Source organism: Paenibacillus sp. FSL M7-0420 (assembly GCF_038002345.1).
GTDB lineage: Bacteria > Bacillota > Bacilli > Paenibacillales > Paenibacillaceae > Paenibacillus_AQ.
Genome location: NZ_JBBOCJ010000001.1, coordinates 3,202,076 through 3,224,564 on the forward strand (window position 1 = coordinate 3,202,076; position 22,489 = coordinate 3,224,564).

The window sequence follows — 22,489 nt, forward strand, 5'->3', positions numbered from 1 at the left end:
GCCGCTATCGAGCGGATGTCCAAGAAGGAACGTCAGCAGCAGCTGCTGGCTATAATAGAAGGGAACCCGTTTGTAACTGACCGGGAATTGACCCGCCAGCTGAAGGTAAGTATCCAGACGATCCGGCTGGACCGGCTGGAGCTGGGGATTCCCGAGCTGCGTGAGCGGATGAAGCAGATGGCGGAGCATTCCTATGATCAGGTGCGTTCCCTGCCAGCTGATGAAGTGGTCGGTGATATTGTGGATCTGCAGCTGGATAAGAGCGGGATTTCGATCTTCGAGATCCGTGATGAGCATGTGTTCTCCCGCAACGGGATTGCCCGTGGCCACTACGTCTTCGGCCAGGCGAATTCGCTGGCAGTAGCCATAATTAATGATGAGATTGCCTTAACGGCTTCGGCCGACATCCGGTTTGTGCGCATGGTCCGGCTGGGAGAGAAATGCATTGCCAAGGCGCAGGTGCGCTCACTTGCGGGCCGGAACGGCAAGGCTGAAGTGGATGTATTTACATATGTCGGAGAAGAGCTGGTATTTCAAGGCCATTTTATAGTGTATCGTTCAGCAACTGAAGAGTACAACGAAGGGGGAAACCGGAGTGCGGATCGCCATTGATGCCATGGGCGGGGATAATGCTCCTGAATGTAATGTGGAAGGCGCGCTGGCAGCGGCTGCGGAGTGGAATGACATAGAGATCGTACTGGTCGGTGATGAAGCGCGGCTTGAGCCGCTGCTGAAGACTAAGCCTTCCAACGTTACCGTACGTCATGCGGGGGATGTGATCGGTTCGGATGAAGAGCCGGTGAAGGCGGTCCGCCGCAAAAAGGACTCATCCATGGTCGTAGCCGGACGGATGGTCCGCGAGGGTGAGGCCGATGCCATGATCTCCTCTGGGAATACCGGAGCATTGATGACTACAGGACTTCTGGTAGTCGGAAGAATGGAAGGGATCGAGCGGCCGGCGCTGGCCCCGATGATTCCGACGCTGGATGATGTCGGTGTGCTGGCCCTGGATCTTGGAGCCAATATGGATGCCAAGCCGCAGCATCTGGCACAGTATGCCCTGATCGGCAGCATCTACCGTAACAAAGTGCACGGCATTGCGAAGCCCCGGGTAGGCCTGCTGAACGTAGGGACGGAGCCGGGCAAGGGGAATGAATTGACCAAGGAAGCCTATCCGCTCCTGGAGGCGCTGCAGGGCATTCATTTTGTCGGCAATGTGGAAGCGCGGGATGTGCTCACCGGAAGCTGCGATGTGCTGGTCTGTGACGGCTTCGCCGGTAATATACTTCTGAAGACGCTGGAAGGAACAGCCGGCGCGATGTTCTCCCTGCTGAAGGAGCAGTTCAGCAAATCGCTGAAGACGAAGCTGGGGGCGGCGATCCTGATGCCGGAGCTTAGAAGCCTGAAGGGGAAGATGGATTATAAGGAACACGGCGGAGCGCCGCTGCTCGGTCTTAGCGGCCTGGTAGTGAAGGGGCATGGTTCGTCCGACGGCAATGCGGTGAAGAATGCGGTAAGACAGGCACGGATTGCGCTGAAGGCGGATCTGGTGCCTAGTATATCGAAGGAAATTAGCGGGAAGTGAGTGAAGACATGAGACAATTACGTCCGGTAGGAATTATTGGGACTGGCAAATATGTGCCTGAGAGAATATTAACCAACAGCGATCTGGAGAAGATCGTCGAAACGAATGATGAATGGATTGTCAGCCGCACGGGAATCCGGGAACGGCATATTGCAGCCCCGGAGCAGGCTACCTCTGATCTGGCCTATGAAGCGGCCCTGAAGGCACTGGAATCCGCAGGCATGAAGGCTGAGGAGCTGGATCTGATCATTGTCGCTACAGTAACACCTGATAGTGCTTTCCCGTCCACAGCCTGCATTCTGCAGGACAAGCTGGGAGCCAAGAACGCGGCCGCTTTCGATCTGTCGGCAGCCTGCTCCGGGTTCGTCTACAGTCTGGCTACGGCAACCGGCTTTATCCAGAATGGAATGTATAACAATGCGCTGGTAATCGGTGCAGATACGCTGTCGCGCATTACAGATTATACAGACCGCAATACCTGCGTGCTGTTCGGTGACGGTGCCGGTGCGGTAATCGTCGGCGAGGTTCCGGAAGGACGCGGCTTCCAGTCCTTCGATCTTGGGGCGGAAGGCTCTGGCGGCAGCCTGCTTAATCTTGAAGCGGGCGGCTCGCGTCTGCCAGCTTCCCAGCAGACCGTAGAAGACAAGAAGCACTTCATCTATATGAATGGCCGCGAGGTCTTCAAGTTCGCAGTACGCGTCATGGGATCGGCCACGGAGCGTGTGCTTACCAAGGCGGGATTGACTAAGGAGAATATCGACTTGTTCGTGCCGCATCAGGCCAACATCCGGATTATTCAATCCGCAATGCAGCGTCTGGACCTGCCGCCGGAGAAGGTTGTAGTCAATGTTGATAAATACGCGAATACCTCCGCAGCCTCTATTCCGCTGGCTCTTGTAGAAGCAGCCGAGGAAGGCCGGATGAAAGCAGGCGACGCTGTGCTTATGGTCGGCTTCGGCGGCGGACTTACCTGGGGAGCTTCTGTGCTGATCTGGTAAGAATCGGGGCATTAATAATAGTGACGCAGCAGCTCAATCCGGGGAATATCCGGGCTCGCTGCAGCTAAAGGGAAGGAGCTGTATACCTCATGAGCAAAATCGCATTTGTCTTTCCCGGTCAGGGTGCACAGGCAATCGGTATGGGTAAGGATGTATATGAAGCATTGCCTCAGAGCCGTGCAGTCTTTGAAAAGGGTGACGAGGTGCTTGGGTTTCCGCTGAGCGGGCTTGTATTTGAAGGGCCGGACAGCGAGCTTAAGCAGACGGTGAACACTCAGCCGGCACTGGTTACAGCCAGTGTGGCTTATCTGAAAGCGCTAAGCGGCCTTCAGGTTACGCCGGATTATGTGGCAGGCCACAGTCTTGGCGAATATAGCGCTCTTGTGGCAGCCGGCGTGCTGTCCTATGAAGATGCTGTAAGGCTGGTCCGCCTGCGCGGACAATTCATGGAGGAAGCAGTTCCCGGAGGACAGGGGGCTATGGCAGCGGTGCTTGGAGCAGACCGTGAGGCGCTTACAGAATTATGCAGCAGTATTACAGCGGCGGGTACTCCCGTTGAACTGGCGAATGTCAATTGTCCGGGACAGATTGTGGTCTCCGGTTCCGTAGCCGGTGTAGATGAGGTGGTCCAGCGTGTGAAGGAAGCCGGCGGTAAACGGGCAATTCCGCTGGAGGTTAGCGGGCCGTTCCACTCCTCATTAATGAAGGGTGCGGCTGAGCGGCTGGCTGCCGAACTCCAGAAGGTAACCTTCAATGCTCCTGCTATGCCGGTAGTGGCCAATGTGACTGCTGCTCCGGTGACAGACCCTGAAGAAATCCGCAAGCTGCTGGTAGAACAGGTATATTCTCCGGTACTCTGGCAGGATAGCGTGGAATGGCTCATTGGCGCAGGTGTAGATACTTTTGTAGAGATTGGCTCCGGCAGCGTGCTGGCTGGCCTGATCCGCAAGATTGACAGGAAGGTCAAGGTTGTGAATATCAACAGTCTGGAGAGCGTGCAGGCTGGCTGGTAAGCCGCTTGGCCTAACCGCAGCCGCATGATTATCGAAGGGGGACAACATAGCATGTTTGCAGCACTAAAAGGTCAGACCGCCCTTGTAACCGGAGGGTCCCGGGGGATCGGCCGCAGCATTGCCTTGGCACTCGCTGCTCATGGCGTGAAGGTCGCGGTGAACTATTCCGGCAGCCTTCAGGCGGCTGAAGAGACCGTAGCCCGGATTCACGAGCTGGGCTCGGAAGGAATCGCTCTGCAGGGGAATGTCGGCCGCAGCAGTGACGCCGAGAACCTGGTCAAAGAGGTTATCCAGACCTGGGGGAAAATTGATATCCTGGTGAACAATGCGGGCATTACCCGGGACAATCTGATCATGCGTATGAAAGAGGAAGAATTCGATCAGGTCATCGAGACGAATCTGAAGGGCGTCTTCAACTGCCTGAAGGCAGTAACCCGCCCGATGATGAAGCAGCGTTATGGCCGGATCATCAATATTTCCTCGGTTGTGGGCGTGACGGGGAATCCCGGACAGGTGAACTATACCGCTGCCAAGGCAGGGGTAATCGGCATGACGAAGTCTGCGGCCCGTGAGCTGTCTTCACGTGGAATCACCGTGAACTGCATCGCGCCAGGCTTCATTGATACCGACATGACCCGCGAGTTGTCCGATGAGGTTCGCAGCGAGCTGATCAAGGGGATTCCCTTGGGAGAGCTTGGGCGGGCGGAGGACATTGCGAATGCGGCGGTATTCCTGGCTTCGGAAGGGGCAGCTTACATGACAGGCCAGACGCTTCATGTGGATGGCGGAATGTACATGTAAGGCTTCGCAGGCGTCAGATCATTACGGGGGAAGATGGACAGAGGCGGCCAGGGCAGCGTTTTTTATGCTCTATGGTATTTTGACTTCATATCTCGTATAATACCAAAAGAGGAGGTGAACCGGATGTCCGATGTATTGGAGCGTGTAACACGCATTGTCATCGACCGCTTAGGTGCCGATGAAGCAGAGGTAACATTAGAAGCGTCTTTCAAAGATGATTTAGGTGCTGATTCTCTTGATGTTGTAGAATTGGTAATGGAATTGGAAGATGAATTCGACATGGAAATCTCTGATGAAGATGCAGAGAGAATTACGACCGTGGGTGAAGTTGTGAAGTACATACAATCTCATACCTAGAGTCATATGATTGAGGGTCCCGTTCCTGCCAGGGCGGGACTTCTCCTCATTTTACAGTTCTTTCAGTTAAGCTTCCGCGAAGAGACGCATGAGCATCTTTATGAAGATAATACAGAACCGCAGATTAACTAATCCTGCGGCGACTGCAGTTTATATAGACATCTGGTATGTTTGCGTTTACACATTGTAGAGGTACACAGCCTATAGACGGGGTGATTATGTTTGAATCATAGAGTAGTTGTAACTGGTATGGGTGTAATGACTTCGCTGGGTAAGGATCTTGAGACGTTCTGGGATAGCCTCATGAGCGGCAAGTCCGGAGTATCCCTGGTTGAAGCTTTTGATGTCAGTGAATATCCAACAAGAATCGCTTCCTCGGTCAAGGATTTCGATGCGGAAGCACGCTTCGGCCGCAAGGAAGCCCGCAAGATGGACCGGTTCGTACAATTCGCGGTTGCTGCCGGTGAAGATGCGCTGAAGGACAGCGGACTTACGATCGGTGAAGATATCGATGCAGAGCGGATCGGGGTATCTGTCGGCTCTGGAATCGGCGGCCTCGGCACATGGGAAGATAACCACAACCTGCTGCTCGAAAAAGGCCCGAAGCGGGTCAGCCCGTTCTTCATTCCAATGATGATTGCCAACATGGGCTCCGGCCAGCTGTCGATCAATCTCGGGGCCAAGGGACCGAATACAACGACAGTGACCGCTTGTGCAACAGGCAGCCACTCCATCGGGGAATCCTTCCGTCTGATCCAGCGCGGTGATGCGGATGCGATGATCTGCGGCGGTGCGGAAGCAACCATTCGTCCTACAGGAATGGCAGGCTTTTGTGCAATGAGAGCCATGTCTACCCGTAATGACGAGCCGGAGAAGGCCAGCCGCCCGTTTGATGTGGACCGTGACGGCTTTGTCATGGGCGAGGGTGCGGGAATCCTGATTCTCGAATCCCTGGAGCACGCCGAGAAGCGCGGAGCCAAGATCTATGCCGAAGTCATCGGATACGGTCTCAGCGCCGATGCCCACCACATGACGGAGCCTGATCCTGACGGTGCAGCACGCTGCATGAAGATGGCGATCCGTGATGCCGGTATTAATCCTGAGGATATCGACTACATCAATGCGCATGGTACATCTACACCGGTAGGCGATAAATCCGAGACAGCCGCTGTGAAGAAGGCGCTCGGAGAGCATGCGTACAAGGTTGCGATCAGCTCAACCAAATCGATGACAGGCCACTTGCTTGGCGCTGCCGGCGGGGTGGAAGCGATTATCTGCGGGCTGTCCCTGCAGAAGGGGATGATTGCCCCTACCATCAATTTGGACAACCCTGACCCGGATTGCGATTTGGACTATGTTCCGAATGTGCCACGTCAGGCGGAGCTGAATATCGCGATGTCGAATTCCTTCGGATTCGGAGGACATAACGCGACCGTTATTCTCAAAAAATATAATAAGTAAGGGGAGACAGTGCAGTGAAAGGAGACCTGAAGCAGTTACAAAGCCAACTTCAAATCCAATTTCACGATCCTGTACTTCTGAAGCAGGCTTTCACCCATGCATCTTATGTGAACGAACACCGGTTCAATCAGCATCAGGACAACGAGCGCCTGGAGTTCCTGGGTGATGCGGTGCTTGAGCTGACGGTGTCCGAATATCTGTATAATCTGCTCCCGGACAGACCCGAAGGAGAATTGACCAAGCTGCGTGCTGCGATTGTCTGTGAGCCGTCGCTGGTCCGGTTCGCCGAGACCTTGGGCTTCGGGCGGTATGTACTGCTGGGAAAAGGGGAAGAGCTTACGGGCGGGCGTACCCGCCCGGCTCTGCTGGCTGATGTGTTCGAAGCCTTCGTGGGAGCGCTCTATCTCGATCAGGGACTGGAGACAGCCCGGAGATTCCTGGATAATCACGTATTTCCGCTGGTTGAAACCGACGGTAAGCTGCAAATGCAGATGAGCGACTTCAAGACAGAGCTTCAGGAACTGATACAGCATCATGGGATGGGTACGCTGGAATATCGGATTATTGAAGAACGCGGACCGGCGCATGAGCGTGAGTTCGTCTCAGAAGTATATATGGCCAGCCGTTCACTCGGCAGCGGCAGCGGCCGCTCCAAGAAGGAAGCGGAGCAGCAGGCAGCGGCAGCGGCGTTATTGCTTCTGAAGGAAGATGGTGCCTGAAGGCACATTTGAACATCTGAAATGCGGAGTAGAGCAGCAATGGTCTGAATGCCGGCGGTTCGGCGGAAGTCAGACTTTTGCTGCTCTTTTTCGAAAGATCAGAAATGATATGTTTTGGAGTAAACATCGAAGCAGGTGCACCACTTTGTGGGGTTGTTTTGGCAACGAAACACTATGTTATAATGGGTCAGAGGTGATTGGCGAGTTATGTTTCTGAAACGGATTGAATTAGCGGGCTTCAAATCATTTGCCGACAAAACGGAGATGGAATTTGTACGCGGAATTACGGCTGTAGTCGGTCCGAACGGCAGCGGCAAAAGTAACATATCCGACGGCATCCGCTGGGTGCTTGGGGAGCAGAGTGCCAAATCCCTGCGCGGCGGCAAGATGGAGGATATTATATTTGCCGGAAGTGATGCCCGCAAGGCGGTCAACTACGGTGAGGTCTCGCTGACGCTGGATAATGAGGATCATGTGCTGCCGCTGGATTTCAGCGAGGTGACCGTGACCCGGCGTGTCCACCGCAGCGGAGACAGTGAATACCTGATCAATAAACAGGCCTGCAGGCTGAAGGATATTACAGAGCTGTTCATGGATACCGGTATCGGCCGTGAAGCTTATTCAATTATCGGACAAGGCCGGATAGAAGAGATTCTCAGTACCCGTTCGGAAGACCGGAGGGGTATCTTTGAAGAGGCCTCAGGTATTGTTAAATATAAATCACGCAAAAAGGATGCCGGCCGCAAGCTCGATGAGACCGAGCAGAATTTGCTGCGGATTCATGACCTGATCAGCGAGCTGGAGGATCAGGTGGGACCGCTGAAGGACCAGTCCGAGAAGGCGATAAGATACAAGGAGCTGCGGGAGCAGCTAAAGCATCTGGAGATTTCGGTATATGTGCATCAGATCGAAGGCATACATACATCCTGGCAGGAGGGTAACGCCCGCCTGGAGGTGCTTAAGACGGAGCAGCTGGAGCTGTCCACTGTAGTCTCTGCCCATGATGCCAAGCTGGAGAGCGGCCGGGCAGAGCTGCGTAATCTGGAGCAGGAAGTGGAGAAGCTGCAGGAACAGCTGCTGCGCAGCAGCGAAGCCAACGAGAAGAGCGAAGGCTATGGAGAGCTGCTCAAGGAGAGGCGCAGGAATCTGGAGCAGAACCGGGAACAGCTCATGCAGACTCTGGGTTCTGTAGGTGAACGTTCCGAGGGGCGGCAGCGTGAGCTGGCGGAGCTGGAGCATAAGCTGAAGCAGACCCGGCAGACGCTTGCGGAGCTGCGGGCACAGCTGGCGGATGAGGAATCGAAGCTGCAGGGTGTGGCCGGCGGCATCAGCCAGAGCAAGGAAGAGAAGCTGAAGAGTGCTCTGCTTGAGCTGATGAACCTGATGGCTCAGGCGCGCAACGAGATCCGCTATGCGGATCAGCAGAAGGAGAGCCTGGAGCGGCGGATGAGCCGCAGCCAGGAGGAGAGCGGCAAGTGGACAGCGCGGCTGGCGGAGCTGGTCTCTGCACAGAGCGGGCTGAAGGATAAGATTGCCGCGCTAGGCAAGGAAATCGGGCTGCTGCGCGGTGCGTACATTACGGAGAGCGAGCAGACCGGCAAACGGCAGAAGCTGCTTGAAGAGACGCAGAGCGGCCTGCGCAAATGGGAGCAGAAGCGCGAAGCCCAGGTGTCCCGGCATGAGACGATGAAGGAAATGCAGGATGATTTTGACGGCTTCATGCTTGGGGTCAAAGAGGTGCTGAAGGGCGCGCGCAAAGGACAGCTAAATGGTGTACACGGGGCAGTTGCCGAATTGATCTCCGTTCCCGAGAAGCTCGAAATGGCAATTGAGACCGCCATGGGTGCTTCCTTGCAGCATGTGGTTATGGAGAATGAAGCGGTGTCCCGGCAGGCGATTGCTTTCCTGAAGCAGCGTCAGCTCGGACGGGCGACCTTCCTCCCGCTGGATGTTATCCGGCCCCGGCAGATTACCGGCAGTGACCGCAGCATGGTTCAAGGTGCCGAAGGGTTCGTCGGTATCGCCTCGGAGCTGGTCGGCTATGAAGACAAGTATGGAAGCATTATCGGAAGCCTGCTCGGCAATGTCGTAATCGCTGAGAGTCTGGAGCAGGCGAACCGCATTGCGGCCAAATGCCAATACCGCTACAGAGTGGTTACACTGGAAGGCGATGTGGTGAATGCAGGCGGTTCGATGACGGGCGGCAGCCAGCATAAGAAGAACAACAGCCTGCTTAGCCGCAAGCGTCAGCTTGACCAGCTCTCCGGCGAGATTGAAGAGAGCGAGCAGCAGATTGCCAAGCTGAAGCAGGGGATTAGCCGCTTGCGCGCTGAACAGGACAAGGGCTCCCAGAAGCTGGAGCAGCTGCGGCATGACGGTGATGAGAAGCGGCTGGAGGAACAGCGTGTATCCGGCGATCTGAAGCAGCTGGAGCAGGAGCTGCGGCATGTGCAGGAGCAGGTCGAGGGCGCAGGCGCGGAGCGCAGCGGCTTCGAGCAGGAGGTACGCGGGTTGGACGAGGCCCGCAAGCAGGCGGAAGCTGAGCTGTCCCGGCTGGAGAAGGAAGAGCAGGAGGCGCACGCAGCTATCCGCAGTGCCGAGTCGGACCGCAAGGCGAATGAATCGGCCAAGGAAGAGCTGCAGGGCAAGCTGACCGGGATGAAGGTCACGGAGGGTAAGCTGGATCAGGAGATCTTCTCGCTGGAGGAGCAGCTGCGCCGGATGAGGCAGGATGCCGGCTCCCAGGAGAAGGAGCTGCGCCAGAGCCGCAGCCTGCTGATGACCATCGAGCAGGATCTGGAAGAGAATGCACGGGAGACCGTGAAGCAGAAGGAAGAGGTCAACAGTCTGAGGCTGAGCAAGGAAGATACGTCTGCGAGGCTTGACCTGGCCCGTGCCGACCGCGCGGCGATCTCGCGCAAGCTGGAGCTGGCGGAAGGCGAGACCAAAGACCAGCGGCAGGCGCTCCGGGCGGTCGAAGACAAGCTCCGTTCCACGGAGGTTGCCGTCGGGCGGCTCGATGTGGAGCTGGACAATATTCTCCGCAAGCTGAGCGATGACTACGAGCTGAGCTATGAGCTGGCGAAGCAGCGTTATCCGGTGCCGGAGGATGTGCCTGCGGCACAGCTGGAGGTGCAGCGTCTGAAGCGCAGCATCTCCGGTCTGGGCGAGGTCAACCTGGGCGCGATTGAAGAGTATCAGCGGGTGCATGAGCGGTATACTTTTCTCAGCGGGCAAAAGGATGATCTAGTGGAAGCCAAAACAACGCTGTATCATGTGATCCGTGAGATGGAAGAGGAGATGTCGAAGCGCTTCAAGCAGACCTTCGATGCCATCCGCCGCGAGTTCGGCACGGTGTTCACGAAGCTGTTCGGCGGCGGGCGGGCAGATCTGCAGCTGCTGGACCCTGAGCATATGCTCGATACAGGGATTGATATCGTTGCCCAGCCGCCGGGCAAGAAGCTGCAGAATCTCCAGCTTCTCTCCGGCGGAGAACGCGCCTTAACCGCGATGGCTCTGCTGTTCGCCATTCTGCAGGTCAAGCCGGTGCCGTTCTGCGTCCTGGATGAAGTGGAAGCGGCGCTGGATGAAGCCAATGTGGTGCGCTTCGCCCAGTACCTGCGCGAGTTCTCGGAGCAGACGCAGTTCATCGTAGTGACCCACCGCAAGGGAACGATGGAGGAAGCCGATGTGCTCTATGGCGTAACGATGGAGGAAGGCGGCGTATCCAAGCTCGTATCTGTCCGGCTGGAGGATGAAGAGGCTGAAATAGCTTAAAGATACAGACGCAGGATTCATGAAGTGATCCCTATAACCCTTTAGGAGGAAGCATAAGCATATGAGTTTTTTCAAAAAACTGAAAGACAGCATCTCCGGTAAAACGGAAAGCGTAACGAAACAGTTCCGCGACGGTCTGGAGAAAACACGCAAGGGCTTCGTTGAGAAGGTCTCGGATCTGATTATCCGCCGCAAAAAGATCGATGAAGAATTCTACGAGGAGCTGGAAGAGATTCTGATCGGCGCCGATGTTGGCGTGAATACGGTCATGAATCTGGTGGAGGAGCTGCGCGCCGAAGTGAAGCAGAAGCGGATCGAGGACGCGGCAGAGCTTCAGCCGATTCTCTCCCGCAAGCTGATGGAGCTGCTGCGCGGAGATGATGACAACAGTCTGAACGAGAATCCGGACGGCATTACCGTGATCCTGTTCGTCGGCGTGAACGGAGTCGGGAAGACGACGACCATCGGCAAGCTGGCGCACCGCTACAAGCAGGAAGGCAAGAAGGTTCTGCTGGCGGCAGGCGACACCTTCCGTGCCGGAGCCATTGAGCAGCTTGAGGTGTGGGGCAAGCGTGCCGGTGTGGATGTGATCAAGCAGCAGTCGGGCTCGGACCCGGCAGCGGTGATGTTCGATGCGGTTCAGGCTGCCAAGCAGCGCAGTGTGGATGTGCTGATCTGCGATACGGCAGGCCGGCTGCAGAACAAGAGCAATCTGATGGAAGAGCTGAACAAGATCTTCCGTGTCATTCAGCGCGAGATTCCAAGCGCCCCGCATGAGGTGCTGATGGTGCTGGATGCCACCACCGGGCAGAATGCTCTGACCCAGGCCAAGCTGTTCGGCGAGAAGAGCGGCGTGACCGGTCTGGTACTGACGAAGCTCGACGGAACGGCGAAGGGCGGAATCGTGGTAGCGATCCGCCAGGAAATGAACCTGCCGGTGAAGCTGGTCGGTCTGGGCGAGAAAATGGAAGATCTTCAGCCGTTCGACTCCGACCAGTTCGTGCATGCCCTGTTCGCAGGCATGATCTCGGAAGAAGCAGATTCGGAAGAATAACTGCATAACGGCCATTGCACCCTCCCTAAGGAATGAGTCATTCCTTAGGGAGGTTTTTTGTGTTTTCATCCAGTTCCTCTACATATTAAAAAAACAACATATGAAAAATTCATAATAGTACTGCTTGTCAGCACTCCGGCATACAATTGGATGTGGAATGAACGCGGAGCACCCCGAAAAGCAAGTTTAAGAGAAAGGAAGCGATTCCAAACCGGCAGAATGGTGCGGAAACTCCATTTTGCTGTTATATATATTGACATGGATAATATCATTTACGTATTATGAAGGTAGTAAATCATATTTTCGTGGTGAATTTTTAAAATTTGAACTTATTTGTTAAGAAACATAACACGTTATACTGATCCGAGAGGAGTCGGGCTCATGTCCAAACTAGATCCTTTGCCCGGTCTGTCTCCGTATCCGCTGCAGCATTTCTATGATGAGATGTATGCGGATGAACGGAACGTCCGGCCTCATTACAAGCATGTGAACCGCATGTTTTCCGGGATGAGCCCCGAAGAGCTGCAAGGCAAGCAGAAGCTGATGCAGCGTCGGATGATGGAAGAAGGCATTACTTTTACACTGTACAACCCGGCACAGGATCAGCCTATGGAGCGGACGATTCCCTTCGATATGATTCCGCGCATTATCCCCAAGGGGGAATGGGAACGGCTGGAGGCGGGGATTGTACAGCGGATTACCGCACTGAATCTGTTCATTCATGATATTTACCATGAGCAATATATTGTGAAGGACGGAATTGTGCCGCGGCGGATGGTGATCTCGAACTGTTATTTCCGGCCGGAAATGTCCGGACTCCGTGTACCCGGCGGTGCGTACATCACCACTTCAGGCATCGATCTGATCCGCCATCATGACGGCGAATATTATGTGCTTGAGGATAATCTGCGTACACCTTCGGGCTTCTCGTATCTGTTCAAAGGCAGATCGCTCATGAACCAGCTGTTTCCTGAGCTGTCGTTTGCCAGCTCCATCCGCGATGTGGATCACAGCCTGAACCGTTTCCTGTCCGTGCTGCGCAGCCTGTCCCCGTCCCGGACCAAGGACCCGGTCATTGCCCTGCTGACACCGGGGGAGTACAATTCGGCTTATTATGAGCATGCTTTTCTGGCACAGCAGATGGGCATTCATCTGGTTGAGGGCCGTGATCTGGTCGCTCAGGACCACAAAATCTACCTGAAGGTGATGAACGGTCTGCGCAGAGTGGATGTGCTGTACCGCCGGCTGGATGATGATTTCATTGATCCCTTGGCTTTTCAGCCCAGCTCGCTGCTTGGGGTTGCAGGTCTGATGAATGCCTACCGGGCAGGAAATATCGCGATTGCCAATGCGCCCGGAACCGGGGTAGCCGATGACAAGGCCATGTATGTGTATGTGCCCGATATGATCCGCTACTACCTTAATGAAGAGCCGATTCTGGGCAATGTGCCGACCTATCTGCTGTCACGGCCGCAAGAGCGCCAGTATGTGCTGGATCATCTGTCTGAAATGGTGGTGAAGGAGACGTCTCTCTCCGGGGGCTACGGCATGCTGATCGGAAGTGAGGCATCGAAGCAGGAACTTATCGACTTCCGGCTCAAAATACTGGCGGAACCGGAGCGTTATATCGCCCAGCCGATCATGTCACTGTCCCGTGCGCCGGTCTTGTCGGACGGCAGTATGGCTCCGCGGCATATTGATCTTAGAGCGTTTGCGCTGATGGGGGCCGACCGCAAGCCGCATGTCATTCCAGGGGGACTGACCCGGGTGGCGATGCGCGAAGGCTCGCTGGTCGTGAACTCTTCCCAAGGCGGCGGAGTGAAGGATACCTGGGTAATGGCCTAGAGACTTTTCTAAGGTAAAGGGGGGGCTAGAATGCTGAATCGCAATGCGGAGGCTCTATTCTGGATCGGCCGGTATATTGAACGGGCTGAGAATCACGCCCGGCTGATCGATGTACATTACCATATCCAGCAGGAAGAGGATTACCAGGAAGAGGGCCACAAGTGGTCGCGCCTGATTGATGCACTTGGGGTACGAAGCGAATATCTGCGGCAGTTTGAAAGCTTCATTGAACAGGACGTCTTATCCTTCATCACACTGGACATGGGGAATACCAATTCCTTGTTCTCCTGTGTGCATCAGGCCAGGAATAATCTGCGCACGCTGCGCCAGCATTTGCCGAGTGAGCTGTGGGATATTATCAATGGCTTCAACCTGTGGCTCGGTGAACAGTCGGTAACGGATATCATGCGCGGCCCGCATCAATTCTATCAGCAGGTCAAGGAGCGGGCGGCGATGTTCCTCGGCGCGGAGCAATCGGTGATGCTCCGGGGCAATGAATGGCATTTCATCGAGAGCGGCCGGTTTCTGGAACGGGCGGAGAATACGACACGTATCCTGCAGACCGTCACGGTATCCTGCAAGTCGAAGGCTATCAATTCCATCTATACCCAGCTTCAGGCTGTGCTGAAATCGGTGAGCGGCTATCAGTCCTTCCGCCGGTATTACGCCGATGATATGTCGCCGGAATGCATTCTGGAATTCCTGATCGTGAACCCGCTCTTCCCGCGTTCAATCCGCTTCTCCTTTCACAAGCTGGAGGAGCATCTGGCCAAGCTGGAGCTGGATTCTTCAGAGAAGGGCTCAGGGCATGAGAAGGTGATCCGTCAGGCGGGCAAGATCAAGGCGGAGCTGGATTATATGGAGAAGGAAGAGATGTCCGGCGACCTGACCCTGGATGTGCTGGAGTCACTGATGATATCCTGTCAGAGGCTCGGCCGAACGATGGACGGTGCTTTTTTTCGCCGTGAAGGAGTCTCGGTATGAAAATACAGATCAACCACACAACCACCTACAGCTACCCCGAGCCGGTGACGGACAGTGTCAATGAGATCCGGCTGACGCCGCGCACGAACTACCGGCAATCCTGTTATCACCATGAGGTGGAGGTGCATCCGCCGGCTAATCTGCTGACTTATGAGGATTTCTTCGGCAACCGGGTCCATGCCTATTCGGTGAACAAGCCACATACGGAAATGGTGATTCACACCAAAGCGACCGTGGTCACGCTTGACAAGGCGCAAGGTGCCGACCTGCCGCATATTCCGCTGGAGGAGCAGGTAAAGCTGCTGAATGACGAGAAGTTTCAGAACCGGTATATTGAGTTTATTCTGCCTACCCGGTACACCGAGGTGACGCCGGAGCTGGTGGAATTCGCGTCGCAGCATCCTTTTGAGGAAGCCGAGGATATGTACGAATGGACCCGGAAGCTGTCGTCGACCATCTACGAGCAGTTTACGTACGATCCCGAGGCGACGAGTGTCAACACTACAGTGAAAAGAGCACTGATGCTAAAGCGCGGAGTCTGCCAGGACTATGCACATCTGATGATTGCGGTCTGCCGCAGTGTCGGCTTGCCCTCGCGTTATGTGAGCGGGTACCATTTTGTCGGGGACCTGCAGGGGGGCAACGCCAACTTCGAACAGGCCTCGCATGCCTGGGTGGAGACACATATTCCGGGTACGGGCTGGCTGGGCTTCGATCCGACCAACAATGCTGAAGTAAGCTGGCGGTATATCAAGCTTGGACATGGACGGGATTATAAGGATATCGTTCCGGTCAAAGGCGTATACCGCGGAGCAGCGGGCACGCTTACGGTGAAGGTGGATGTACGGCAGCTGGAGAATTGAATGAGTCAGAGGAGACCCCGCAGCTGCGGGGTCTTTGTTGCTGACGGTAAGCTGCTCATTAGGCCCTGTTAATGGATGCGCTGTGCATGTTGCACAAGGTTTGTGCAATTTTTTGCATAATCTGATTATAATCAAGCATCAATTGGGTAATCTTGAAACAGAGCCATTACATGCAGAATGGTATTCACGGAAGGAGAGTGTACATATGAGCCCAAATATAGCAAAAAAGCAGCGTTTTCAAGGGAAAACAGCCATAATCACAGGTGCGGGCTCGGGAATCGGCAGAGCGGCAGCGATCCAGCTGGCACGTGAAGGTGCGAATGTCGCCTTGTTCGATCTGGTGAACGAACGTACCTCGATCCTTGAACAGAAATTGAATAAGCTGCGCAGGGACTGCGCGTTAGCGATTGATGTGGATACTTCGGATGCCGGCCGGATGGAGGAAGCGGTGCGCAGAACCGTAGAGCATTTCGGAGGCCTGGATATTGTGTTCGCCAATGCGGGCATTAACGGAGTGGTCGGGCCGATTGAGGAGCTGAGCGTAGGCGATTGGGAGAAGACCCTCTCTGTCAATCTGACAGGCACCTTCCTGACGCTGAAATACAGCATTCCCCATCTGAAGGAGAAGGGCAAAGGCAGTATTATTATTACCAGCTCCATCAACGGCAACAGCAGATTCACCAGCTTCGGCTGGTCACCATACAGCACCACTAAGGCCGGCCAGGTCGCTTTTGCCAAGATGGCTGCACTGGAGCTGGCCAAGTTCAAAATCCGGGTCAATGTCATTTGTCCGGGAGCGATCGCCACGAATATCGACGAGAGCACGGAGTGGAACGATGATGTGGAGTCCATTGTCATTCCCATTGAATTCCCCGACGGTGCACAGCCGCTGGCTGACGGTCCGGGCAAACCGGAGAATGTGGCCGATCTGGTCGCGTTCCTGGCCTCGGATGAATCCATTCATATTACCGGCTCGCAGATTGTGATTGACGGTGCGGAGTCGCTGCTGTCTTAGGCATATTCTGCCGCCCGTTTCTGTTATGAGACACTGCCATGATTGGCGGTGTTTTTCTTTTGTCACAAACAATCTAATTAGATGGTTGTAAAATAACAAACGAAATGATAATATGTCTATATAAAAGTAAACAAAGGGTGTGGTGGTCCAGTTGGAAGGAGAGAATGAAGCAGTACGGATATCGGAGAAATTCTGGAATGCGTCCATTGCAGAATTGAAGCAGGGCTATAATGTGGAGACGGAAGAGCGGACGGAAAAGTATCATTGTCTGGTCTGCGGGGCTGCCTTCGAGAAGGGCTTGATCTATAAGGATGGAGAACAGTATTACGAAGCGGAGAAGTTCGCAGCCCTGCATGTGGACAGAGTTCATGGCGGGATGTTCAACTGGCTGCTGACGCTGGACAAGAAGCTGAGCGGGTTAACCGATTTGCAGAAGGGGCTGCTGCAGGCCTTCCGCCAAAGTCTTAGCGATGCAGAAGCAGCCAAGGAGCTGGGGATCGGCAGCACCTCCACAGTGCGTAACCACCGGTTCACGCTTCGCGAGAAGGTGAAGCAGGCCAAGCTGTTTCTGGCGGTTATGGAGCTGGCTGAGGAGAAGCCGGGAGCTTCATCGTCTTTTGTGAGTATACCGCGCACGGCTGTGATGGTTGATGAACGGTTCGCGATTACCGAGCAGGAGAACGCCGAGATTCTGGGCACCTATTTCAAACAGGGGCCGGATGGCCCGTTGTCAGAGTTCCCTAAACGGCAGAAGCGGAAGGCGGCGATTCTGCGCCATTTGCTTCAGCGTTTTGAGACAGGGCGCAAGTACAGTGAGAAGGAAATCAATGCGGTGCTCGAAGCTGCTTATCCCGATTATGTAACGCTCCGGCGTTATCTGATCGATTACGGGCTGCTGGACCGTGAAGATGACGGAAGCAGCTACTGGGTGAAATTATAACGGAGAGAAGAAGGGGAGAGAAATAATGACAGATAAATCCAGACGCAAGGAATTGGGATACAATTATGCACACTCGCACAGGCCAATGGGGGTATACCGGATTGTGAACACCGGCAACGACAAAATGTATGTGGGAAGCAGCCTGAATCTGGACGGGGTCTGGAATAAGCATAAGTTCATGCTGGATATCAAAGGCCATGACAACAAGGCGCTGCAGGAAGACTGGAATGAACGCGGGGAAGCGGGCTTCCGCTTCGAGGTGCTGGAGCAGATTAAGCCGGAAGAGGATTTCGTGGCCGATGTGCAGGAGCTGAAGAAATACCGCAAGATGCTGCCGGATATGGAGAGTAAATGGCTGGAGCAACTGTCTCCTTACGGGGAGCGCGGATATCATAAGCAGAAATAGCTTTCTGCCTGGTGATAAGAAGCGATAACTTACAGGCAAACCGGGAATGAATTTCAGCAGCACCCGTGCTAAAATAAGGACAAAGCGGTAGCGGCGGGCATGCCGGATGTAAGCAGGATGTAATAATAGGAAATCCTCAGCTGCTGATGAAAGGAACGGTGTGGATGGCTATATTATCTTGGCTTGCAGAACAAAGAATTCAGGAAGCTATGCGCGGCGGAGAGTTCGCCAATCTGCCGGGGCACGGCAAGCCGCTTGCGCTGGAGGATCTTTCCGGCGTACCTGAGGAACTGCGGATGTCCTACAAGATTATGAAGAACGCCGGATTGCTGCCCGAGGAAGTGACGCTGCGGGCAGAGTGTGTAACGCTCGAAGAGCTGCTGGTGGCTTGCCACCGAAGCGGCAACAGCACTGCCGAGGAACGAAAGGAGCTGGAGGGCAGGCTCTCCCTGAAGCGGCTGCGTCTTCAGATGCTTTTGCAGGAACGGGGGCTGGAAGGCAATGCTGCATATGCGGATTACGGGGACGCGATCGGGCAACGGCTGGCTGGAGTGGAACGGGATGGTAGGGAGTAGACAAGTATTGGAAGATGAGACCTCCGGTTCATGGAACCGGGGGTTTTTGGTGCGAGATTATAGGGGAGCTTGGTGTTGAATGGGTCATCCTCTTCCAGCAGCAATGAACCGCTTGATATCTGGAATGAATTCGCCGATGATAGGGAGATATAGATTAACTTAACCTTGAGCAGATGATGGAGAGATGAAATGAAGCAGCTTCCGATTATGCAGGTGCTCCCTGACCTGAAGAGAATTCTGACAGACCGTGCAGCGGCGATTCTGATTGCCGAGCCTGGAGCGGGGAAGACAACGGCGGTGCCGCCTGCTTTTTTGGAGGAGCCTTGGCTGGCCGGTAAAACCATTCTGATGCTGGAGCCCAGACGCCTGGCAGCGCGTTCGGCCGCAGCTTATATGGCGTCCTGTCTGGGGGAGAGTGTGGGTCAGACCGTAGGCTATCGCATGCGGATGGATACCAAGGTGGGGCGGAATACACGTATTGTTGTTGTGACGGAAGGCGTGCTGACGCGAATGCTCCAGAGCGATCCTTCGCTGGGGGATGTGGGGCTTGTGATCTTCGACGAGTTCCATGAGCGCAGCCTGCATGCGGATCTTGGACTGGCACTCGCGCTTGAAGCACAGAGTGTGCTGCGCGAGGATCTGCGCATTCTGGTGATGTCGGCGACCTTGGATGGAGAACGCGTAGCTTCTCTACTGGGTGAAGCGCCGGTCGTGCGTTGTCCGGGCCGGACGTATCCGGTGGAGACGGTCTATGTGACGGACAACGCCGGTGGCTCCACCCCCGAGAAGTCCGCAGCCGCCGCTGTCCGCCGGGCGCTTGCTGAGCAGCCGGGGGATGTGCTGGTCTTTCTGCCCGGCGAGCGGGAGATCCGCCGGACGGAGCAGGAGCTGGCATCAGGAAGCCTGCCGCCGGGAACGGTACTCCGGCCGCTCTATGGCCAATTGCCGCAGCACCAGCAGGATGCGGCGGTGGCTCCTGCGGTGGAAGGCGAACGGAAGGTCGTACTGGCAACCTCCATTGCCGAGACGAGTCTGACCATCGAAGGGGTACGCTCGGTGATTGACACGGGGCTTCGCCGGACGCAGGTATTCTCTGCGCGTACCGGCATGCCGCGCTTAACGACGGTACCGGTCTCGAAGGCCTCGGCCGATCAGCGGCGCGGCCGGGCAGGCCGCACAGCGCCAGGCGTCTGCTACAGGCTGTGGAGCCGGGAGGCGCATGATCATCTGCCGGACGATAACGTGCCGGAGATCATGGAGACCGACCTGGCGCAGCTCGCCCTGGAGCTGGCGCTGTGGGGCGTGCGCGATCCGGGAGCGCTCGCCTGGCTGGATGCGCCGCCTGCCGCGCCTTACGCGCAGGCGACGGCGCTGCTGCGCCAGCTCGGCGCGCTGGACGCCGGCGGCGCCATTACGCCGCACGGCCGCAGCATGGCCGTGCTTGGCGCGCACCCGCGCATCGCGCATATGCTGCTGCGCGCGGCAGACCTTGCAGCCGCGCCGCTCGCCGCCAGGCTCGCTGCGCTGCTGCAGGAGCGGGACCTCTTCCGGGGTCCCGCGGCTCTAGACAGCGACCTCACGCTGCGCGTGGAGGCGCTGCTCGGGTTCGAGCGCTCCGCCGGCAGCGGCGGAGCGGACCCGGCGGCCTTGCGCGCGGTGCAGCGCGAGAGCCGCAGCTTCCTGGCGCAGCTGCAGGCAGCGCCGGGCGAAGGGCCCGGCGACATCAGCCGCAGCGGCCTGCTGCTGTCGTTCGCCTATCCCGACCGGATCGGGCAGGAGCGCGGCAATGGCGCGTTCCTGCTCTCCGGCGGCCGGGGGGCGGCGATGCGCGAGGGCCAGCCGCTGGCGCGCTCGCCCTACATCGTGGCACCCGGCGTGGATGACCGTGCCGGGCAGAGCCGGATTATGCTTGCCGCAGCGCTCTCCGAGCAGGACCTGCTGAAGCATCATGCGGACAGCCTTCTGGAGGAGCGCGAAGTCTACTGGGACAGTGAGAGCGGAAGCGTGAAGGCGCGAAGAGTGACCCGGCTGGGGGCGCTCATTCTGAAGCAAACGACCCATGAGCGGTCTACTCCCGAGGAGACGGAGAGCGTACTGCTGAAGGTGATCGCGGCGGAAGGGCTACAGCTGCTGCCATGGGAGAAAGGGACCACTCAGCTCCGGCAGCGGATGGAATTCATGCACTCACTGCGGGCCGACTGGCCCGATATGTCGGATGAGGCGTTGACGGATACATTGGAGGAATGGCTGGCACCCTTTATACAAGGGATGCGGAATCTCCGTGATTTACAGCGGCTGAAGCTGACGCAGGCGCTGGAGGGGATGCTGGACTGGAACAGCCGCCAATTGCTGAACAAGGAGGCGCCGACGCATATTACGGTACCGAGCGGTTCGCGGGTTCCCCTGGATTACAGTAATCCCGGAGCACCGGTACTGGCAGTCAGGCTGCAGGAGATGTTCGGGCAGACGGATACTCCGCGGATCGGCGGAGGGAAGGTCCCGGTGCTGCTGCACCTGCTGTCTCCGGCGAGAAGGCCGATGCAGATCACCTCAGATCTGGCCAGCTTCTGGCAGAACACCTATTTCGAGGTGAAAAAAGATCTGAAAGGCCGTTATCCCAAGCACTACTGGCCGGATAATCCGCTGGAGGCAGCACCGACTAACCGTACCCGTCCTTCCAAATAGAATGTGGCGGTGATCAGGCATTAATGCATCCGAAGAAGCTTTTCCTGTTTGGGCACCGCGTGAACGGGTAATACAATAGCGAACAACAATTACGAAGGAGGGCTTCAAGTGACAGAGAAAATTATTGGCGTATTCGATACGGAACAAGAAGCAACCAGAGCAATTGAAAGTTTGCAGAGACAAGGGTTCACGAACGATGAGATTTCAGTCATAACGAAGGATCGAGATGACCTGAAACACATCTCCGAAGATACAGGAACGATGGCGCCGGAAGGCGTTGCTACAGGTGCGGCTACCGGCGGCGTAGTGGGCGGAATTACCGGCCTGTTGGCCGGGATCGGTGCGCTGGCCATTCCGGGAATTGGTCCAATCCTTGCTGCAGGCCCAATCGCAGCTACACTAACAGGGGCTGCCATCGGAGTAGGAGCAGGCGGACTGGTGGGCGGATTAATCGGACTCGGCATTCCTGAGGATGAGGCCAGAGATTACGAAGGCTACATCGACAGCGGCAAGATCCTCGTCCTGGTCGATGACAACGGCCGTGGAAGAGATATCCATACCGTGTTCCGGGGGAACCGTTCACTCAACTCGGGCCGGTACGACAGCCTGTACCCGGAGGATACAGTGGCGGACCGCGGAGCAACTAACCCTGATCTGGTCCCTAGGGACACAACGGTTGGCAATACCTTGGGCAACAGAGGCTCGATGAATGCAGACCGTGACCCGGACCTCTACAACCGCGACAAAATCTAAAAATTAGAGCAGGCTTAAGCCCGCTCCCATAGCATACTTAAGGACTGCCTGCGGCGAACATGCCGGGGCAGTTCTTTGTGCTTGTTTTAGGCTGCTGTGAGGGTACTGGGCCAAATATCCTAATTGTGCTAGAGGATGATTCTGGTCATGATTAGATCTGTTTGCTCCTCGTCACCCATATAGAAAGAGTGAGTTCCTGTCTGTACGAAATTCAATTTTGTATAAAAGGCAACTGCGTTTCCGTTTTGTTCCCAAACCCCCAGCCAGAGCTTCCTCTTATTCTTTTCGGCCGCGATTTCCACCGCTTTCTCAATCAGCTTTTTCCCTAGCCCCAGTCTATGAAAGGGCCTTCTAATATAGATCCGTTCCACTTCAAGCGAGTCCTTGTCCATATGTTCAGTTTGGGCATCATCTGCGTTAACCTTCAGGTACCCGGCAATTTCTTCATTATAATAGATGAAATAAAATTCAGAATGGCGGTTGGCGCATTCTTTTTTTAATTGCTCTGTACGAAATGCTCTTTTCAAATAAGCTTCCATAGCTTCTGGTGAATTTTGATTTTTGAAGGTGTCCGTAAACGTTTCAATACTGATTTTTTGCAAGGTCTCCAGATCGCCGGAAGAGCATCTCTTTATCAAAATAGTCATCTATAATTCTC

The 22,489-nt window shown here is 55.7% G+C and carries 20 protein-coding genes; 19 read left to right on the forward strand and 1 reads right to left on the reverse strand.

What is annotated here, in order from left to right; all coding sequences use genetic code 11:
• The first annotated feature begins 15 nt into the window (after window positions 1-15).
• The 19 genes from fapR (at window position 16) to MKX51_RS13660 (ending at window position 21,831) form a co-directional block, all read left to right on the forward strand.
• Window positions 16-612 carry a transcription factor FapR gene (fapR, locus tag MKX51_RS13570; protein WP_076077798.1) on the forward strand — a complete coding sequence of 199 codons (597 nt, stop codon included), beginning with the start codon at window positions 16-18 and terminating at the stop codon, window positions 610-612.
• Complete coding sequence (plsX, locus tag MKX51_RS13575; protein WP_340941083.1) at window positions 596-1,585, forward strand: phosphate acyltransferase PlsX; 990 nt, start codon at window positions 596-598, stop codon at window positions 1,583-1,585. Before fapR ends, plsX begins: the two co-directional genes overlap by 17 nt.
• Window positions 1,586-1,593: 8 nt before the next feature.
• Window positions 1,594-2,583, forward strand: a complete 990-nt coding sequence (locus MKX51_RS13580) for a beta-ketoacyl-ACP synthase III (protein ID WP_340941080.1) — start codon at window positions 1,594-1,596, stop codon at window positions 2,581-2,583.
• Window positions 2,584-2,672: 89 nt separating this feature from the next.
• The gene (gene fabD, locus MKX51_RS13585) at window positions 2,673-3,596 is read left to right on the forward strand and encodes an ACP S-malonyltransferase (protein WP_340941079.1); all 924 of its coding nucleotides are present in this window, start codon (window positions 2,673-2,675) and stop codon (window positions 3,594-3,596) included.
• Window positions 3,597-3,647: 51 nt separating this feature from the next.
• On the forward strand, window positions 3,648-4,397 hold the full coding sequence (fabG, locus tag MKX51_RS13590; RefSeq protein ID WP_036728883.1) for a 3-oxoacyl-[acyl-carrier-protein] reductase: 750 nt from the start codon (window positions 3,648-3,650) through the stop codon (window positions 4,395-4,397).
• 123 nt (window positions 4,398-4,520) lie between these two features.
• Window positions 4,521-4,754 (forward strand): acyl carrier protein, encoded by a 234-nt coding sequence (gene acpP / locus MKX51_RS13595; RefSeq protein ID WP_036694165.1) that lies wholly within the window; start codon window positions 4,521-4,523, stop codon window positions 4,752-4,754.
• A 222-nt stretch (window positions 4,755-4,976) separates the two neighbouring features.
• Complete coding sequence (gene fabF / locus MKX51_RS13600; protein WP_081751295.1) at window positions 4,977-6,215, forward strand: beta-ketoacyl-ACP synthase II; 1,239 nt, start codon at window positions 4,977-4,979, stop codon at window positions 6,213-6,215.
• A 14-nt stretch (window positions 6,216-6,229) separates the two neighbouring features.
• Window positions 6,230-6,934 (forward strand): ribonuclease III, encoded by a 705-nt coding sequence (gene rnc, locus MKX51_RS13605; protein WP_036728876.1) that lies wholly within the window; start codon window positions 6,230-6,232, stop codon window positions 6,932-6,934.
• Window positions 6,935-7,141: 207 nt separating this feature from the next.
• Entirely contained in the window at window positions 7,142-10,711 is a 3,570-nt protein-coding gene (gene smc / locus MKX51_RS13610) for a chromosome segregation protein SMC (protein ID WP_340992728.1), read from the forward strand.
• Window positions 10,712-10,772: 61 nt separating this feature from the next.
• Window positions 10,773-11,765 (forward strand): signal recognition particle-docking protein FtsY, encoded by a 993-nt coding sequence (ftsY, locus tag MKX51_RS13615; RefSeq protein ID WP_036728871.1) that lies wholly within the window; start codon window positions 10,773-10,775, stop codon window positions 11,763-11,765.
• A gap of 381 nt (window positions 11,766-12,146) precedes the next feature.
• Window positions 12,147-13,610, forward strand: coding sequence for a circularly permuted type 2 ATP-grasp protein (locus MKX51_RS13620; RefSeq protein ID WP_340992729.1), 1,464 nt, complete (start codon window positions 12,147-12,149; stop codon window positions 13,608-13,610).
• A 30-nt stretch (window positions 13,611-13,640) separates the two neighbouring features.
• On the forward strand, window positions 13,641-14,594 hold the full coding sequence (locus MKX51_RS13625; protein ID WP_340992730.1) for an alpha-E domain-containing protein: 954 nt from the start codon (window positions 13,641-13,643) through the stop codon (window positions 14,592-14,594).
• Complete coding sequence (locus MKX51_RS13630; protein WP_340992731.1) at window positions 14,591-15,457, forward strand: transglutaminase family protein; 867 nt, start codon at window positions 14,591-14,593, stop codon at window positions 15,455-15,457. The genes MKX51_RS13625 and MKX51_RS13630 overlap by 4 nt, the downstream gene beginning before the upstream one ends.
• Before the next feature lie 205 nt (window positions 15,458-15,662).
• Window positions 15,663-16,472, forward strand: a complete 810-nt coding sequence (locus tag MKX51_RS13635) for an SDR family oxidoreductase (RefSeq protein ID WP_340941074.1) — start codon at window positions 15,663-15,665, stop codon at window positions 16,470-16,472.
• A gap of 151 nt (window positions 16,473-16,623) precedes the next feature.
• Window positions 16,624-17,412, forward strand: coding sequence for a DUF2087 domain-containing protein (locus tag MKX51_RS13640; RefSeq protein ID WP_340992732.1), 789 nt, complete (start codon window positions 16,624-16,626; stop codon window positions 17,410-17,412).
• A gap of 25 nt (window positions 17,413-17,437) precedes the next feature.
• Complete coding sequence (locus MKX51_RS13645) at window positions 17,438-17,818, forward strand: GIY-YIG nuclease family protein (RefSeq protein ID WP_340992733.1); 381 nt, start codon at window positions 17,438-17,440, stop codon at window positions 17,816-17,818.
• Between the two features lie 164 nt (window positions 17,819-17,982).
• Complete coding sequence (locus MKX51_RS13650; RefSeq protein ID WP_340992734.1) at window positions 17,983-18,393, forward strand: DnaJ family domain-containing protein; 411 nt, start codon at window positions 17,983-17,985, stop codon at window positions 18,391-18,393.
• A gap of 189 nt (window positions 18,394-18,582) precedes the next feature.
• Complete coding sequence (gene hrpB / locus MKX51_RS13655; protein WP_340992735.1) at window positions 18,583-21,078, forward strand: ATP-dependent helicase HrpB; 2,496 nt, start codon at window positions 18,583-18,585, stop codon at window positions 21,076-21,078.
• A gap of 108 nt (window positions 21,079-21,186) precedes the next feature.
• Window positions 21,187-21,831, forward strand: a complete 645-nt coding sequence (locus MKX51_RS13660) for a general stress protein (RefSeq protein ID WP_340992736.1) — start codon at window positions 21,187-21,189, stop codon at window positions 21,829-21,831.
• Window positions 21,832-21,959: 128 nt separating this feature from the next.
• On the opposite strand, the gene MKX51_RS13665 is transcribed toward MKX51_RS13660, so the two are convergent.
• Window positions 21,960-22,478 (reverse strand): GNAT family N-acetyltransferase, encoded by a 519-nt coding sequence (locus MKX51_RS13665; protein WP_340992737.1) that lies wholly within the window; start codon window positions 22,476-22,478, stop codon window positions 21,960-21,962.
• Window positions 22,479-22,489: the final 11 nt, after the last annotated feature.